Origin of the sequence: Burkholderia savannae (assembly GCF_001524445.2) — a bacterium.
Taxonomy (GTDB): domain Bacteria; phylum Pseudomonadota; class Gammaproteobacteria; order Burkholderiales; family Burkholderiaceae; genus Burkholderia; species Burkholderia savannae.
Window position 1 is genome coordinate 2,531,749 of record NZ_CP013417.1, and the last position, 14,693, is coordinate 2,546,441.

The 14,693-nt window shown below is 68.3% G+C and carries 13 protein-coding genes and 1 pseudogene; 9 read left to right on the forward strand and 5 right to left on the reverse strand.

The features are described 5' to 3' along the window. Positions 1-42 precede the first annotated feature (42 nt). Complete coding sequence (locus WS78_RS12440; RefSeq protein ID WP_059581003.1) at positions 43-816, reverse strand: SDR family oxidoreductase; 774 nt, start codon at positions 814-816, stop codon at positions 43-45. Between the two features lie 249 nt (positions 817-1,065). Here WS78_RS12440 and WS78_RS12445 point away from each other — a divergent pair, with 249 nt between their 5' ends. The 3 genes from WS78_RS12445 to WS78_RS12455 all read left to right on the forward strand — a co-directional run bounded on the left by WS78_RS12445 (position 1,066) and on the right by WS78_RS12455 (position 4,228). Beyond that, positions 1,066-1,965 carry a LysR family transcriptional regulator gene (locus WS78_RS12445; RefSeq protein ID WP_059581006.1) on the forward strand — a complete coding sequence of 300 codons (900 nt, stop codon included), beginning with the start codon at positions 1,066-1,068 and terminating at the stop codon, positions 1,963-1,965. A gap of 209 nt (positions 1,966-2,174) precedes the next feature. Next, a complete protein-coding gene (locus WS78_RS12450) occupies positions 2,175-2,879 on the forward strand; it encodes a DUF2239 family protein (RefSeq protein ID WP_059581010.1) in 705 nt (234 codons plus the stop codon). A gap of 17 nt (positions 2,880-2,896) precedes the next feature. Further along, on the forward strand, positions 2,897-4,228 hold the full coding sequence (locus tag WS78_RS12455) for a carotenoid oxygenase family protein (protein ID WP_059581015.1): 1,332 nt from the start codon (positions 2,897-2,899) through the stop codon (positions 4,226-4,228). Between the two features lie 390 nt (positions 4,229-4,618). On the opposite strand, the gene WS78_RS35830 is transcribed toward WS78_RS12455, so the two are convergent. Continuing rightward, complete coding sequence (locus WS78_RS35830) at positions 4,619-4,780, reverse strand: hypothetical protein (protein WP_156437601.1); 162 nt, start codon at positions 4,778-4,780, stop codon at positions 4,619-4,621. 119 nt (positions 4,781-4,899) lie between these two features. On the opposite strand from WS78_RS35830, the gene WS78_RS12460 reads away from it, so the two are divergent. Continuing rightward, positions 4,900-5,538, forward strand: coding sequence for an FMN-binding negative transcriptional regulator (locus WS78_RS12460; RefSeq protein ID WP_059581020.1), 639 nt, complete (start codon positions 4,900-4,902; stop codon positions 5,536-5,538). Positions 5,539-5,760: 222 nt separating this feature from the next. Here WS78_RS12460 and WS78_RS12465 read toward each other — a convergent pair whose 3' ends face one another. Both WS78_RS12465 and WS78_RS12470 read right to left on the reverse strand, forming a co-directional pair. Further along, positions 5,761-6,555: a DUF2182 domain-containing protein gene (locus WS78_RS12465; RefSeq protein ID WP_038744808.1), complete on the reverse strand. Its 795-nt coding sequence runs from the start codon at positions 6,553-6,555 to the stop codon at positions 5,761-5,763. A 48-nt stretch (positions 6,556-6,603) separates the two neighbouring features. After that, entirely contained in the window at positions 6,604-7,206 is a 603-nt protein-coding gene (locus WS78_RS12470; RefSeq protein WP_059581050.1) for a DUF1326 domain-containing protein, read from the reverse strand. 700 nt (positions 7,207-7,906) lie between these two features. On the opposite strand from WS78_RS12470, the gene WS78_RS12480 reads away from it, so the two are divergent. The 4 genes from WS78_RS12480 (at position 7,907) to WS78_RS12500 (ending at position 13,626) form a co-directional block, all read left to right on the forward strand. Further along, positions 7,907-9,307, forward strand: a complete 1,401-nt coding sequence (locus tag WS78_RS12480; protein ID WP_059581054.1) for a GGDEF domain-containing protein — start codon at positions 7,907-7,909, stop codon at positions 9,305-9,307. 694 nt (positions 9,308-10,001) lie between these two features. Beyond that, a complete protein-coding gene (locus tag WS78_RS12490; RefSeq protein ID WP_059575467.1) occupies positions 10,002-11,129 on the forward strand; it encodes a hypothetical protein in 1,128 nt (375 codons plus the stop codon). Between the two features lie 732 nt (positions 11,130-11,861). Beyond that, positions 11,862-12,257, forward strand: coding sequence for a hypothetical protein (locus tag WS78_RS12495; RefSeq protein ID WP_226377137.1), 396 nt, complete (start codon positions 11,862-11,864; stop codon positions 12,255-12,257). A gap of 241 nt (positions 12,258-12,498) precedes the next feature. Next, entirely contained in the window at positions 12,499-13,626 is a 1,128-nt protein-coding gene (locus WS78_RS12500; RefSeq protein ID WP_059575465.1) for a porin, read from the forward strand. 503 nt (positions 13,627-14,129) lie between these two features. Here the strand turns inward: WS78_RS12500 and WS78_RS12510 are convergent. Next, positions 14,130-14,486 (reverse strand): pyridoxal-phosphate dependent enzyme, encoded by a 357-nt coding sequence (locus WS78_RS12510; protein ID WP_059575461.1) that lies wholly within the window; start codon positions 14,484-14,486, stop codon positions 14,130-14,132. Between the two features lie 13 nt (positions 14,487-14,499). Here WS78_RS12510 and WS78_RS35835 point away from each other — a divergent pair. Next, positions 14,500-14,610: pseudogene (locus WS78_RS35835) on the forward strand (AraC family transcriptional regulator); the annotation flags it as partial. Between the last annotated feature and the right edge of the window lie 83 nt (positions 14,611-14,693).

Consider the following 14,693-nt stretch of genomic DNA (forward strand, 5'->3'; position numbering starts at 1 on the left):
CGTCGCCTGTTTCACCGCTCCCTTCACCGCTTACTTCGCCGCTTACTTCACCGTATACCCGCCGTTGATCAGAATCGTCTGCCCCGTGATCCACCACCCGTCGCTGACGAGATGGCGAATGAACGGCACGACGTCCTCGATGTCGGTCAGGCCCGTCCTCGAGAACGGCGACAGCGCCGCGGCCGTCTTGTGATACGCGACCGCATCCGCGCCTTCGGCCGGATAGAAGAACGGCGTGTCCATCGGGCCAGGGCCGACCGCCGTCACCGAGATGCCGCGCGCGCCGAATTCCTTCGCCGCCGCGCGCGTGAAGTGCTCGACGGGCGCCTTCATCCCCGCATAGGCCGCGTAGAACGGCGTGAACGCGCCGAGCAGCGACGTCACGAGCGTGACGATCTTGCCGTTGTCGTTCACGTGCCTGCCCGCTTCCTTCAGGAAGAAGAACGCCGACTTCGCGTTGACGGCCGCCATCTCGTCGTATTCGGCCTCGGTGATCTCGACGAACGGCTTCTTCAGCACCTTGCCGACCGTGTTGATCGCGATGTCCGGACGGCCGAGCGCGGCCACCGCATCGGCGAACAGCTTCTCGACGGCGCCCGCCGTCGTCAGGTCGGCCTGCAGCGCGACCGCCTGCGCGCCCGCCGCCTTCACCGCGGCGACGGTCGCTTCCGCGTCGGCTTTCGTGCGCGCGCTGTTGTAGTGGATCGCGACCGCCTTCGCGCCTTGCGCGGCGAGATCGCGCGCGATCAGCCCGCCGAGATTCTTCGCGCCGCCCGCGATGATGGCGGTTTTGCCCTTGATGCCGTGGTCTGCCATGGTGGCTCTCCGTTTCTTCGCGCGAGGCCGTCCGATACGGCCTCGCATGCCTTCGGATGATATAGTCCAGAAAATCCACATAAAGCCGACACTTCTGACATCACCTGTCAGAAATTCCGACGAATAGTCGGCTCGCGCACATTGATCCCGCGACGATGACCCCGCCCGAATCCACGCCCGTGTCCACACCGGCCGCCGCCTCCGACAAGGAGCACGGGCCGCCCGCCGCGCTTCGCCGCGCCCACGCCGATGGACCGCATTGATCTTTTTCGCGTGTTCGCACGCGTCGTCGAATGCGCGAACTTCACGCGCGCGGCCGATACGCTCGGCATGCCGCGCTCGTCGGTATCGGCGGCGATCCAGGAGCTCGAAGGCCGCGTCGGCGCGCGGCTGCTGAACCGGACGACCCGCAAGGTGACGCCGACGCAGGACGGCGCCGCGCTCTACGAGCGCTGCCTTCGCCTCATCGCCGACGTCGAGGAGACCGAGAATCTGTTCCGCCATTCGATCGTCGGGCCGAGCGGCACGCTGCGCGTCGACATGCCGGGCCGGATCGGGCGCCTGATCGTCGCGCCCGCGCTGCCCGAGTTTCTCGACCGGTATCCGCAGATCAGCGTCGATCTCGGCGTCACCGATCGCGCGGTGAACCTGATCGAGGAGCGCGTCGACTGCGCGCTGCGCGTCGGCGCGCTGAGCGACTCGGGGCTCGTCGCGCGCGCGATCGGCGACTTGCCGCTCATCAACGTCGCGAGCCCCGCGTATCTCGCGCGCCACGGCGTGCCGCGCACGCCCGCCGATCTCGAACGCCATCAGCCGATCAATTACGCGTCGCCCGCGAACGGGCGCATCGCGCCGTGGGAATGGGTCGACGGCGACACCGTCAGGCGGCTCGCGCTGCGGGGACGCGTGACCGTCAACAGCGCGGAGGCCTACATCGCGTGCTGCCTGTCGGGCCTCGGCCTCATCCAGATCCCCGCGTACGACGTCGACGCGCATCTGCGCGCGGGCGAGCTCGTCGAAGTGCTGCCCGATCATCGCGCGGCGCCGATGCCGATGACGCTGCTCTACCCGCATCGGCAACATCTGTCGCGGCGCGTCCAGGTGTTCGCGGACTGGCTGGAGGCGCTGCTGAAGGCGAAGATCCTGTAGGCGAAAGCGCGCGCGCCTTCGATCGGTGCGGCGAACGGCAAGCGGCAAGCGACGCGCTCGACGTCGCTCGGCCGGCTCGGCCGGCTCGGCTCGGCTCGGCTCGGCTCGGCTCGGCTCGGCTCGGCCACAAATATTACCCGGATATTATTGACGATCAATTTATATCCGGGTATAAATATCGCATTGCTCGGACAAATGAGACCCATGCGATGACGACTTCCCCCCTTTCTTCCCATATCGCCTTCGACGGCTACCGGCGTCTCGCGGCGGGCCCGTTGTCGACGGTCGCGCTCGCGATCAAGCGGGCCGTCGAGAACGACGCGGTGGCCGGCGCGATCCTGATCTTCGACAACGCGGCCGGACGCTCGATCGACATCGACACGCGCGGCTCGGACGACGAAGTCGCGGCGCGCTACGCGCAGGCCGAGGCATCGGCCGCCCCGGCCGACGCGACACGCGCCGGCACGGCCCGCGACGCCGCCTCAGGCGCCCACGCCGACGGCATGGCCGACGACGCGGCCGATCCCGGCGGCCTCGCGAACGAGCCGCGCGGCCGCGGCCGTCCGAAGCTCGGCGTCGTCGCGCGCGAAGTCACGCTGCTGCCGCGCCATTGGGAATGGCTCGCGACGCAGCCGGGCGGCGCATCCGTCGCGCTGCGCCGCCTCGTCGACGACGCCCGGCGCACGCACGCGCACAAGGACCGCAGCCGCCGCGCGCACGAGCGCGCGTATCACTTCATGTCGGCGATCGCGGGCGACATGCCCGGTTTCGAGGAGGCGACGCGCGCGCTCTTCGCGAACGACGGCGCGCGCCTGCGCGAGCTGATCGCCGCGTGGCCCGCCGACGTGCGCGATCACGCGATCGCGCTCGCATCGTCGAACGACGACGCGCCGCCGCCGCCCGCCGCACGCTGATTCCGCTTCCAGCCCACATGCAGACCCTGGACTTGAATGCGGGCGCACTGGCGCCCGTCGCCGACGAGATCGACGCCTTCGACCTTCGCGTGACGGGCGCGATTCCGCGCGCGCTGAACGGCGCGCTCGTGCGCAACGGCCCCAACCCGCTGCGCGGCCGCTTCGAAGGCAGCGGCGTGCTGTCGTGGTGGCCGGAAGACGCGATGCTGCACGCGGTGGCGTTCCGCGACGGCCGCGCGACGCGCTACCGGAACCGCTGGGCGCGCACGCGGCGCTGGGCACACGCGGTCGCGCCGGAGCGTGCGCCGTCGCTCGTCGACACGAATCCGAACGTCAACGTGCTCGTTCACGCGGGCGAGATCCTCGCGCTCGCCGAAGGCGGCGCGCCGCTCGCGATCACGGCCGGGCTGGAGAGCATCGGCGCGTCGCGCCGTCATTCCGCGCTCGCGCACGGCATGAACGCGCACCCGAAGATCGATCCGCGCACGGGCGAGCTGATCGCGTTTCGCGCCGACTGGAACAGGCCGTGGCTGCGCTACGGCGTCGCAAACGCGGCGGGCGAGCAAACCGTCGACGTCGAAATCGAATTGCCCGCGCCGTCGATGATGCACGACATCGCGATCACCGCGACGCACAGCATCGTCTTCGATCTGAACGTCGCGTACGACTTCTCGATGCTGTCGCGCGGCCACCGGATGCCGCTGCGCTGGCACGACGAGCGCGGCGCGCGCATCGGCGTCGTGCCGCGCCACGGCGGCGACGTGCGCTGGTTCGACGTGACGCCGTGCTTCATCCAGCACGTCGTCAACGCGTACGACCTCGACCGCTCGGCGATCGTGCTCGACGTCGTCCGCTATCCGTGGTTCCTGCGCGTCGCGCGCGGCGGGCGCGCATTCGACGACAATCCGTGCGGCGTGCTGTGGCGCTACGTGATCGACCTCGTCACCGGGATCGTCGCCGAGCAGCCGCTCGACGACGCCGGCATCGAGCTGCCGCGGATCAACGAAAGCCCCACCGGCCACCGCCATCGGTACCTGTATGCGGCGGAGCAGCCGAGCCACGTAGCGCTGCGCGGCGTCGCGCGCTACGACGTCGACGGCGGCTCGATCCAGCGCTACCGCGTGCCGCCGGGCGACCAGAACAGCGAGCCCGTGTTCGTCCCGCGTCCGGGCGCGACCGACGAGGACGACGGCTGGGTGCTCGTCTGCGTGTACCGCCATGCAACGGATACGAGCGACGTCGTGATCCTCGACGGCCGGGCCGTCGACGGCGAACCGGTCGCGACCGTGCATCTGCCGCGGCGCATTCCGGCCGGCTTTCACGGCGCGTGGGTGGCGAGCGACGGCTGAGCAACCGCCCGATCGGTCGAGCGGCGGCGATGCGGCCGCCGCGCGGGCCGTCGCGCGAACGGGGCGCGGGCGGATGCGCGTCGTTCGCACGCGGCTCGATGCCCCATGACGACGGGCGCAGCGCACGCAGCCGGGTGCCGACGCGCGGCCGGGCGGCTCCAGCCTCCCCCTGCGCGACCCGTTGCCCGTATGCGTCGACGACGCCCCGCACGCAAACCGCAGCGAGGACGCGAGCGGCTGCGGCTGCGGCTGCGGCAGCGGCAGCGGCAGCGGCAACGGCAACGGCAACGGCAACGGCAGCGGCAGCGGTAGCGGCAGCGGTAGCGGTAGCGGTAGCGGCAGTAGCAGTAGCAGTAGCAGTAGCAGTAGCAGTAGCAGTAGCAGTAGCGGCTACGGCAGCGGCTGCGCATCGCCCGGCTTCATTCCGCCCCTGCGGATCGCATCCCGCAGCGCCCGCGCCAATTGCCGGCTCGGCTTGCCGGCGAGCCGGTCGAGCGCGCCGATCGACGGAGCCTCGATGATCCTCGCGACCCTCGAGATTCTCGCCGCCATTCCGGCCCACCCGAAATTCTTCGAACTGGCTCTACAGAATCAATCCGTTTGGCGCGACAATCGCCGCGTCCCCCCAACTTCGACGCGCTGCGCAAACGCAGCCGGACCCTGGAGCCGCCATGTACGTCCCCGACCACTTCGAAGAGCGCCGCACGGAAGTCATGCACGCGCTGATCGCCCGGCACCCGTTCGGCACGTTGATCACGCACGGAGCGGGCGGACTCGACGCGAACCATCTTCCGTTCGAGCTCGCGCCCGGCGAAGGAACGCTCGGCACGCTGCGCGCGCACGTCGCGCGCGCGAATCCGCTGTGGCGGGACGTGTCGAGCAGCGACGAGGTTCTCGTCGTGTTCCGGGCGGGCGACGCGTACATCTCGCCGAGCTGGTATCCGAGCAAGCACGCATTCCACCGGCAGGTTCCGACGTGGAACTACGTCGTCGTCCACGCGCACGGACGGATCGCCATTCGCGACGACGAACCGTTCGTACGCGGCGTGGTCGCGCGCCTCACGCGCACGCACGAAGCGGCGCAGCCCGAGCCGTGGAAGATGGGCGACGCGCCGAAGGACTACATCGACACGATGCTGCGCTCGATCGTCGGCTTGCAGATCGACATCACGCGGCTCGTCGGCAAATGGAAGCTCGGGCAGAACAAGGAGGTCCGCGACATCCGCGGCGCGGGCGAAGCGCTGAAGGCGCGCGGCAACGATGCGATCGGCGACATGATGCTCGCGCGGGCGGAGGATAAGCCGGAGTAGCGAAATCGGCGTCGGCGCGCGCGGCGCACGGTTCATTCGGTATCCGGAACGTCGCCGCAGCGAGCGGCGCCGCGCTCGCCCTCCGCGCGTCGAGGGCCGGCCGCGCGCCTGCCATTTTCCCGCGCCTCCATTCCGCACTCGCGGAGAATCGCGGCGCATCTCACGCAGCGTTCCTCCGGAATCGACGGCCGCGGCGTTTCGAGCGGCGGCCGCCCCCGCCGCTCAAAGCGGCAGCCACCCCGCCGCCCCGATCCACGCCGCCCACCCGAGCAACGCAACGCCGAGCGGCGCGCTCAAACGCCGGCCGTGCGGCAGGTTCTTCTCGATCGACATCGCCGTGCCGATCGCCAGCATCCAGCCGATGCTGCCCGCGCCCACCGCAAACATCAGACACATCAGCATCCAGCAGCACCCGACGCAGAAAACGCCGTGCCGCACGCCGAGCACGAAGCTCTCGCGCCGCGGATTGCCGCCCCGCCACTGCTCGCTCACGAACATCAGCGGCGAGCGGCACTTGTCGAGACAGCGATACTTGAGCGGACTGAGCTGATACGCGCCCGCGAGCGCGAGCACGGTCGCGCCGACGAGCCATCCATGCCATGCGAGCCACGGCGTGCGTCGCGCGAGCGCGTGCAGGCCGGCGTCGCCTGCATGGACGGCCAGCCCGAACGCGCTCCACGCGGCGAGGTAGCCGAGCACCACGAGCAGCATCAGGCGGTTGCGGTCCGGCCGCGCGGCCGTCAGACGCTCGAACGTGCGCAGCAGCGGCAGCGCGGTCGGCAACATCATCGCGACGATCATCAGCAGCCATGCGGCGACATGCAGCAGCGCGGGCACGACCACGTTCCCCGCCGGAATCAGCCGGCACAACCCGGCGAGATTCGTCTCGGACCAGTCGACGTGATGAAGAAAACGCGCGTACGGGCTGTCATCCCACACCCACAACGTGATCCACGCCGCGGCGATCGACGCGATCGCGAGCGGCACGAACACGCGACGCGACGAGATCGCGCTCATCGCAATGCGCGCCCGGATAGCGCAGGCCGGCGCTCGTGCGTCCGCGTGTCACGAATGGAACGTGAAGAAGCCCTGAATTGCGTTCTGCCCGCTCAGATCGAGATCGATGCCGAGCTTCTGCGCGTGCATGCGGAACGTGCCCGCCTTGCCGACGAACGCGGGCGATCCGGGAATCGTCGAAAAAATGCTTTCGACGAGCTTCGTCGGCTCGCCGGTGGGCCCGAGGTAGGGCTCGAGCTCCGCGTACGTGGTGTCGCCCACCTTCAGCGTGCCCCTGCCGTCGCGCACGTCGAAATCGATCGCCGCCCGCTCGATCGCGACGACGTCGCCGAAGAGCTTCGAGAAATCGGCGAGCGGCCCGCCGCGTTCGCCGCGATAGACGCTTGCGAGCGCATCGAATTGCGCGTCGGTCGCGCGCGCGTCGATGAAGATGATCACCCGCCAATTGCCCTGCAGAATGTTGCCCGGAACGAACGCGGCGAACGCGACCGTCAGCCCGGACACGTCCACGTCGTCGACCTTGCCCTCGTCGTAGTGGTAGGCGACCGTCGCCCGACACGTGCCGTTGTCGGGGTCCTCTCCGATCCAGCACGGGCAAAGCACCTTGCAATCGCATACCTCCAGTATGCGTCCCTCCAGGCTGTAGCTCATGATGACCTCCACCGCGACGAACACACCGGATTCGAGCCGGTCCATCACTTAACTATATTCACGTTGATTCGATGCGGCGGTCCGCTCGCGACATATGAAAACCCTAGGCAGACGGAATGCCGATGCGCGTCACGCCGAACGCCGAGCGTCGAACGCCAAACGCCGAGCGCACTTCGTCGAACGCTTCGTCGATGCGATGCGATGCGATGCGATGCGATGCAATGCAATGCGATGTGACGCGACCATCGCGACCAATGCCCGCGACGCGCCTCGGATGCGCAATGTCGAGCCCGCTTCGATGCGCGCCGCGCCGGACGCACACGCCCGTTGCCGGCAACGGAACGCCCCATTCGGGCAATGCGGCGCGACGTGCAACCATGCGACGTCCGCACCGATTTCGCGCGGCGGGCATCCCCGTGAACTTCGCGGCCCGCCGCATGCGAATGTTTCATCACCAATTTCGCGGCTCGCGTCTGCGCCACAAAGCTGAACAATCCGCCGCTTCGGCTACCCGTGCGAGTGCATGAAACCGGTCCGGCCGTATTGTCAAACGAAAGCCGCCGCCTATACTCTCGTCAGACAAACGAACGACGCATGACGAAACGAGGCAGCGCGAGACCCGACGCGACGGCGATTCGCCGGGCGACGCTCCGTGCTGATTGCCCACTTCGGGATACAGAACAGCATTGCGGAGGCCACCGTGAGCACCGTCTTCACCGCCCATGAATCGTCGCGCGTAATCGGCACGATCGCCCGGATCTACGCCGCGTGCCTGCTGATCGGCTTCGCGCTCGTCCCCGGGGTGCTGATCGTCTATGTGTGGCGCTTCATCGATCCGCATCTCATCTTCGAAAACCATCAGTTTCACGAACTGGCGATCGCCGCCGCGACGCTCGAGGGCCTGTTCGTCACCTATGTGACGTGGCGCTGCTATCTGTCGTCGGGCGAGCCGCTGCTGCGCTGGCTCACGCTCGGCTTCCTCGGCTTCGCGGTGATCTACTCGCTGCACGGCGCGTTCACCGGCATGGCGCATCGGAACATCTGGCTGTTCCTGCTGTACGGGCCCGCGTCGCGCCTCGTGATGTCGATCCTGCTGTTCGTCGGGCAGTTGTCGTACTTCAAGGATACCGAGGCGCCCGAGCGGCGCACCCAGCTATCGGTGTGGCTGCCGTGGGTCGCCGGCTACGTCGCCGTCTGCGTCGTCGTCGCGACGATCGCCTATTCGCCGATCGCGGGCAATCTGTGGACGCGCGTGTCGATGGAAGGCGGCGCGATGATCGTGTCGCTCGTCAATGTGGCGCTCCTGCTCGTGCGGCGCATCCGCACGCCGCTGATGCTCATCTATGGCGTCTCGGTGACGTCGTTCGCGCTGTCGTCGATCGCGTTCATTCTCGGCAAGCCGTGGAACCACATGTGGTGGCTCGCGCACGTCATCTTCGCGACCGGCTTCTTCACGCTGAGCTTCGGCGTCGTCCAGGCGCTCACGACGACCCGCTCGTTCGCGACCGTCTACAGCCAGCAGGACCTGATGGCGCGGCTCGCCGAATCGATGGCGCGCACCGAGGGCGCGCTGCAGGAGCTCAAGCGGACCAATCAGAAACTCGAGCATCTCGCGACCACCGATCCGCTCACAGGCGCGTCGAACCGGCGCAAGTTCATCGAGCAGATGCACGTGGAAATCGCGCGCGCGAAGCGCGACGGCACCGCGTTTTCGCTGCTCGCGCTCGATCTCGACAACTTCAAGAAGATCAACGACAACTACGGCCATCAGGTCGGCGACGTCGTGCTGCGCAATTTCGTCCGCCAATGCCTCGCCGCGATCCGCCCTTACGATCACATCGCGCGCGTCGGCGGCGAGGAGTTCATGGTGCTGCTGCCGCGGATGCTCGCCGACACGGCGAGCGGCATCGCAGAGCGCGTGCGCACGACGATCGCAAACACGCCGTTCGGCATCGACGGCAAGCACACGCCCGTGACCGTGAGCATCGGCGTGTCGCAATACGGGCGCGACGGCGACACCGTCGACGAGATCCTCAGCGCCGCCGACAAGCTGCTCTATCGCGCGAAAAACGAAGGCCGCAATCGCGTCGTCGCTTCATAGGCGGCGGGACGAAAAGACCGAGCCGCGCAACGCGATCGATTCGGCGCGGCGGTGGATGGCGGGCGGTGGATGGCGGGCGGTGGATGGTGGATGGTGGATGGTGGATGGTGGGCGGTGGGCGGTGGGCGGTGGGCGGTGGGCGGTGGGCGGTCGGCGGTCGGCGGTCGGCGGTCGGCGGTCGGCGGTCGGCGGTCGGCGGTCGGCGGTGGATGGTCGGCGATGAGCGACGGCCAGCGGGCGATGGATGGCAAGCGACGGACTCTTCGAGACCACGAATCGCCTGCGGATCGTCGCCGCAACGCGATCCGGTCGAAAGGGCTCATGCCGGAGAGGACGATCGGACATCCGCCCCCAGCCGGAAAACGCTCGCCGCCACGCACGCGACAAGCGATCCGACGCGGCGATCCCCCATCACGCGACACGACGCGGCCCCGCGCCGACCGGCGTTCGGCCCGCCGCCGGATTCGCGATCGGCGGCTTCGCGGGCATGACCAAGACGAACGGGCGGCCGCATTCGGTTGACGGCGGCATCGAGCCGACGAAGCAAGTCCGAATAGGTTCGCCGGTCCGCGCGGCGCGACGCGCCATTCAGTTCCTGCGCACGGTGCCGATAACCTTGTCGGGCCGCCTGACCGACGACGCGCGGGCGCTTCGCCGCATTCGCCGGCCATCACGACAACAACCGATTCCAACGATGAACCATTCCGACCGACCGACGCAGCGCACCGGACTCTCCGTTTTCATCCGCCGTCATCTGCGAATGCCGCTGCCGAAACTGGAGACGGGCCGATTCGGTTGGGCCAAGCGCTGGTTCGTCGACTGGCTCGTCCCCACGGGTGCATCCGCTTACGCGGCCTATCATCTGACAGGCGCGTTCGTGCGGCATTACCGAGCGCTGCTGCCGGAGCAAGTCGGGCATGGCGTCGCGCTCGACGTGATGTCCGAACTGATGTCGCTCGCCAATTCGAGGCCCTTCGCCTATACCGGCGCGGCGCTCATCGCGACGCTCGTGGCGCTCGTGCTCCATCGCATCCTGAAACGGCCGGCGCGCGGCGTTTGGCTCAACCGCCGCGACCGCCCCGTCGTCTACGCACTGCCCTTCGCGCTCGGCCTGCTCGTCGGCAAATTCCTCGCCTTCGCGGTTCCAGCGCTCGCTGTCGCGATTGCGGCCTATGCGTCCGAAGGCGCGATCGGGGCGGTCGCGCTCTTCGCGGTGCCGATCGCCGCCCTGTCCGCCGCCTACTACTTCCTGCTGTACGACGAGGTGCGCCCGCCCTCGATCGTCACGCTTTCGTTTCATCGCTCCCGGCCGTGCGGCGCGAAATCGAACGGCAACGGCGGCGCGCCGAAGGTTGGCATCGACGCCTGGCGCGAAGCGCATGTCGATTTGCAGGACGACGTGCACGCGATCGCGGACGCGGCGGGCGGCATGTGCGGCCAAAGCATTTTCGTGTCGCACGACATCGACGCCATCGTGATCGCTATCGCATTGAGCGTCGACGAGCGCGATTTGCACACGAATCGAGTACAGGCGCTCGCCGCGCAAATCGACCGCGTGCTGCGCAAATGGCGCGAAAAAGGCTATGCGAGCGGCTCGCTGCACGATGCAAAGGCGACGCCCGCGCCGCTCGAGGCGAAGGTGTCCGACGACGCGTTCTGGCTGCCCGAACCCGGACGCGTCACGCGCCTCGGCTCGTTGCGGCTCGAGCCGCGGAGCGGGCGCGCGGTGCGCGTCGTCGACGATGCTGTCGGCGACCTGCGAGCGGGCGAATCGCGCGGGCGCGCCCGGCCACGCCGGGAGCGCACGTTCGAGTTCGTGTGACGGACGCCCCGGCGGAATCGTTTGCCGCAGCAAGTGCGTCGCCGTTCGTCTCGATTCGGCGGCGGCGGCGATCGGGGCCCGCCTCCGCGAACGGTCGCCGCTTCACACGACGGGCGATGCGTCCGTCGCCCCGCCCATCGGGCTTCAGCGCCGCCTCCGGCTTCCGGCCACGGCATCGCTCACCGACGCAACGCATCGTCGGCTCGCAGCGTCCGCAGGATCTGGCGCGCCGAACGACGCGTGGCCGAGGCTCGTCTCGCCGTGCGTGTGCTCGCGCCGGCGTGGCGTCCACGAGCGACGCCGCCGCCGAGGCGGCGGTGTCGATTTGCGCGATCGCCGAGCGGATCATCGACATCGAGCTGCGGCCGCACGCACGGCGCGCCGCCCGTCCGCATCGCATCTCGCATCTCGCATCTCGCATCTCGCGTGTCTCGTGTCTCGTGTCTCGTGTCTCGTGTCTCGTGTCTCGTGTCTCGCGCATTGAGCATTGAGCATTGAGCATCGAGCTTCAAACTTCAAACTTCAAACTTCAAACTTCAAACTTCAAACTTCGATCTTCGATCTTCGATCTTCGATGCATCGAACATCGTGACGCTCCACGCGGTTTACGCATTTTTTGCGTCGCACCACGGACTCTATACGCCGAATCTTCGCGCCGCTTTCTAGAATGCCCTTCATGTTCCAGACGAGATCTCCGCGACTCGAGCCGCACCGCGGCGCGGAGGCCAACGCATGAAGCCGCTCAGATTCCATTCCGATTCGATCGCCCTGCCTGCCTTCCACGCATCGCGCGCGACCGTTCATGATCGATCCGCGCCGATTCGCCCGCGCACCGCGCAGGCGGACTATCGCGTCCTGATGTCGATACGCGTCGGCACCGACAATCTGACCACCGTGCGGCGCGAGCTGCATCGGGTGCTCGGCTCCGCGCTCGACCTCTACACGGCGGTCATCGACAACAAAACCGGACAGGCGTGCCTCGAGCTGGAACTGGCGAGCACGCGCGTGCAGGATGCAATGTCGTCGATCATGCGCATCCTGCCCGAAGCCGAGTTCGGCAAGATCCGCCGCTCGGCGCGCGACCCCGCATCCCGCGCGCCCACGGCGCGCATGCGGACGTCGGATTGATCGTCGGCTGCCGGTCCCGCATCGCGACGGGACACCGCATTTTCACGGCAGCGGCAATTCGATACGTGGATTCGACATCGCGCGGCGGCAATCCAACGATTCGCGCCGCGCCGTCGATTCGCGTGTTTTGCTCCGGCGAGCGCGGGCAGCGCCGACGAGGCCGCCTCGAACATCGACGCGGCGCGTCGGGCGCCGTCCACGCTCGACGGTCGTCGTCTCCTTTCATCTCCCGAAACCCCCTATGAAGAAACGCATCACCCGCACGGTTTGCGCCGCGCTGCTCGGCGCAACCGCGAGCGCACACGCACAAAGCAGCGTCACGCTCTACGGCCTGCTCGACACGGGCATCGTCTACACGAACAATCAATCGGGCCACCCGGCATGGCAGCAAGGCAGCGGCCTGCTGTCGAACACGGTGTTCGGCCTGAGCGGCGCCGAGGATCTGGGCGGCGCATTGCACGCGATCTTCCGCCTCGAAAGCGGATTCAACCTCGACAACGGTTCGACATCCTACAAGAACGCCATGTTCGGACGCCGGGCCTACGTCGGCCTGCAGCACGACGATTACGGCACGTTGACGCTCGGCCGGCAGTACGATTCGGTCGTCGATTTTCTCGGGCCGATCGCGCTCGCGAACAACGGCGACGGCAACAATCTGGCGGCCCACCCGTTCGACAACGACAACGTCGACGATTCGTTCTACATCGACAACGCGCTCAAGTACGCGAGCCCCACGATCGCCGGGATGCAGTTCGGCGCGCTGTACGGATTCAGCAACCAGACGGGCTTTGCGAACAACCGCGCGTATAGCGTCGGCGTGTCGTACGGCAACGGGCCCGTCAATCTGGCCGCGGCTTACCTGCAGTTGAACCGCGGCGGCACGACGGCGAACGGCGCGCTGTCGGCCAACGACGGGCCGAACTTTCCCGCCGCGCGCCAACGCGTGATGGGCGCGGGCGGCAGCTATTCGTTCGGCCCGGCGACCGTCGGCGCCCTGTGGACCCACACGATGCTCGACGATACCGCGTCCGCGTCGGCGCCGGGCGCGACGCGCGCGCTGCGTTTCGACAACTACGAAATCAACGCGCGCTACGCACTGACGCCCGCGATTTCGTTCGCCGGCGCCTATACGTTCACCGACGGTCGCTACGACGGTGCCGCCGCGGGCCGCCCCAAGTGGCATCAGGTCACGCTGCTGGCCGATTACGCGTTGAGCAAGCGCACGGACGTATACGCGCAAGGCGTGTACCAGCATCAATTCGGCGTGCCGCCGGATGCGGCGCTCGGCTTCGCGTCGATCAACGGCCTCGACGCATCGTCGACGAACACGCAAGTCGCGGCGACCGTGGGGATTCGGCATCGGTTCTGACGTTGCGCCGACGGCGCAACGTCGTCCATGGCCGGCACGCATGCTCGCGCACGGCCGCTGCGTCGAATCGCGCCGCGCTTGCGCGACGCATCGGCGTCACGCATCCGGCAAGCGGCTTCGCTTGCCGGACGACGCGCGTGCGTCGCGGCGAGCAAGCATCCGGTGCATCGCATCTCGTTCGCAGCCGGCGGCAGGCACGGCGCGACGTGAAAGCGCAGCGCCGGCGCGCCATTGGACGATCGCCGGAGAACGCACCGTGCGCCGGCATCCGCCGCCGGCATCGCAAACGCATCGAACGCGGCAACGCGCCGTCGAATCGCCGGCGCGGCTTGCCGGTGCGCAGCGCCGGCTCGCGTTCGATGCAGTCGCCCCGAAACGCGATCGCGGCCCGAATCGCGCGATTCCTTCGCACGTCGCGATGCGTCGCGAGCCACGGCCCCGGCTTGGGCGAACTCGATCCGACGATCGCCGCGTAAGAAGCGGCGATGCCGACGCGACGTCTCTTACCGATACACTTCGGCGGTCAAGTACCTCAATCCCGAATCGATTGCGACGGTCGCGACCGTCGCCTCGGGCCCGAGGCGCTCGGCGACGCGCAACGCCGCGATGACGTTGAGCCCGGACGACGTGCCGGCGAAGATCCCTTCGTCGCGCGCCAAGCGCCTGCACATCTGCATCGACGCCTCGGTCGCGACCGACTGGACATCGTCGACTTCATTCGGCCGCCATCGAGGCGGCGCAAAGCCGATGCCTTCGATCCGATGCGAGCCTTTCGGCCCGCCGGACAGCACCGCCGACTCAGCCGGCTCCGCGGCGACGACGAGAAGCCCCGGGTTGCGCGCCCGCAGCCCATCGGCCACGCCGTGAAGCGAGTTCCCCGTGGAGCGCATCGCCGAGCAGGTCGGCTACGCGGACAGCGTCACGTTGCGCACGCCGCTGCGCAGGCGCTTGGGCAAAGGCGTGCGCGAGCCGCGCGGCGCGTAAGAGAAATGAGGCATCGGGACCTGGGCTGCGCCGCCGCATCCGGTCTCCGGCCGCGAGTCTCGCGCAGAATGGGTTCGATTCGG

What these genes read in the sequence shown, in the direction of transcription:
- WS78_RS12440 (WP_059581003.1), bottom strand. Translation starts at nt 816, where the DNA reads ATGGCAGACCACGGCATCAAGGGCAAAACCGCCATCATCGCGGGCGGC.
- WS78_RS12445 (WP_059581006.1), top strand. Translation starts at nt 1,066, where the DNA reads ATGGACCGCATTGATCTTTTTCGCGTGTTCGCACGCGTCGTCGAATGC.
- WS78_RS12450 (WP_059581010.1), top strand. Translation starts at nt 2,175, where the DNA reads ATGACGACTTCCCCCCTTTCTTCCCATATCGCCTTCGACGGCTACCGG.
- WS78_RS12455 (WP_059581015.1), top strand. Translation starts at nt 2,897, where the DNA reads ATGCAGACCCTGGACTTGAATGCGGGCGCACTGGCGCCCGTCGCCGAC.
- WS78_RS35830 (WP_156437601.1), bottom strand. Translation starts at nt 4,780, where the DNA reads ATGGCGGCGAGAATCTCGAGGGTCGCGAGGATCATCGAGGCTCCGTCG.
- WS78_RS12460 (WP_059581020.1), top strand. Translation starts at nt 4,900, where the DNA reads ATGTACGTCCCCGACCACTTCGAAGAGCGCCGCACGGAAGTCATGCAC.
- WS78_RS12465 (WP_038744808.1), bottom strand. Translation starts at nt 6,555, where the DNA reads ATGAGCGCGATCTCGTCGCGTCGCGTGTTCGTGCCGCTCGCGATCGCG.
- WS78_RS12470 (WP_059581050.1), bottom strand. Translation starts at nt 7,206, where the DNA reads ATGAGCTACAGCCTGGAGGGACGCATACTGGAGGTATGCGATTGCAAG.
- WS78_RS12490 (WP_059575467.1), top strand. Translation starts at nt 10,002, where the DNA reads ATGAACCATTCCGACCGACCGACGCAGCGCACCGGACTCTCCGTTTTC.
- WS78_RS12495 (WP_226377137.1), top strand. Translation starts at nt 11,862, where the DNA reads ATGAAGCCGCTCAGATTCCATTCCGATTCGATCGCCCTGCCTGCCTTC.
- WS78_RS12500 (WP_059575465.1), top strand. Translation starts at nt 12,499, where the DNA reads ATGAAGAAACGCATCACCCGCACGGTTTGCGCCGCGCTGCTCGGCGCA.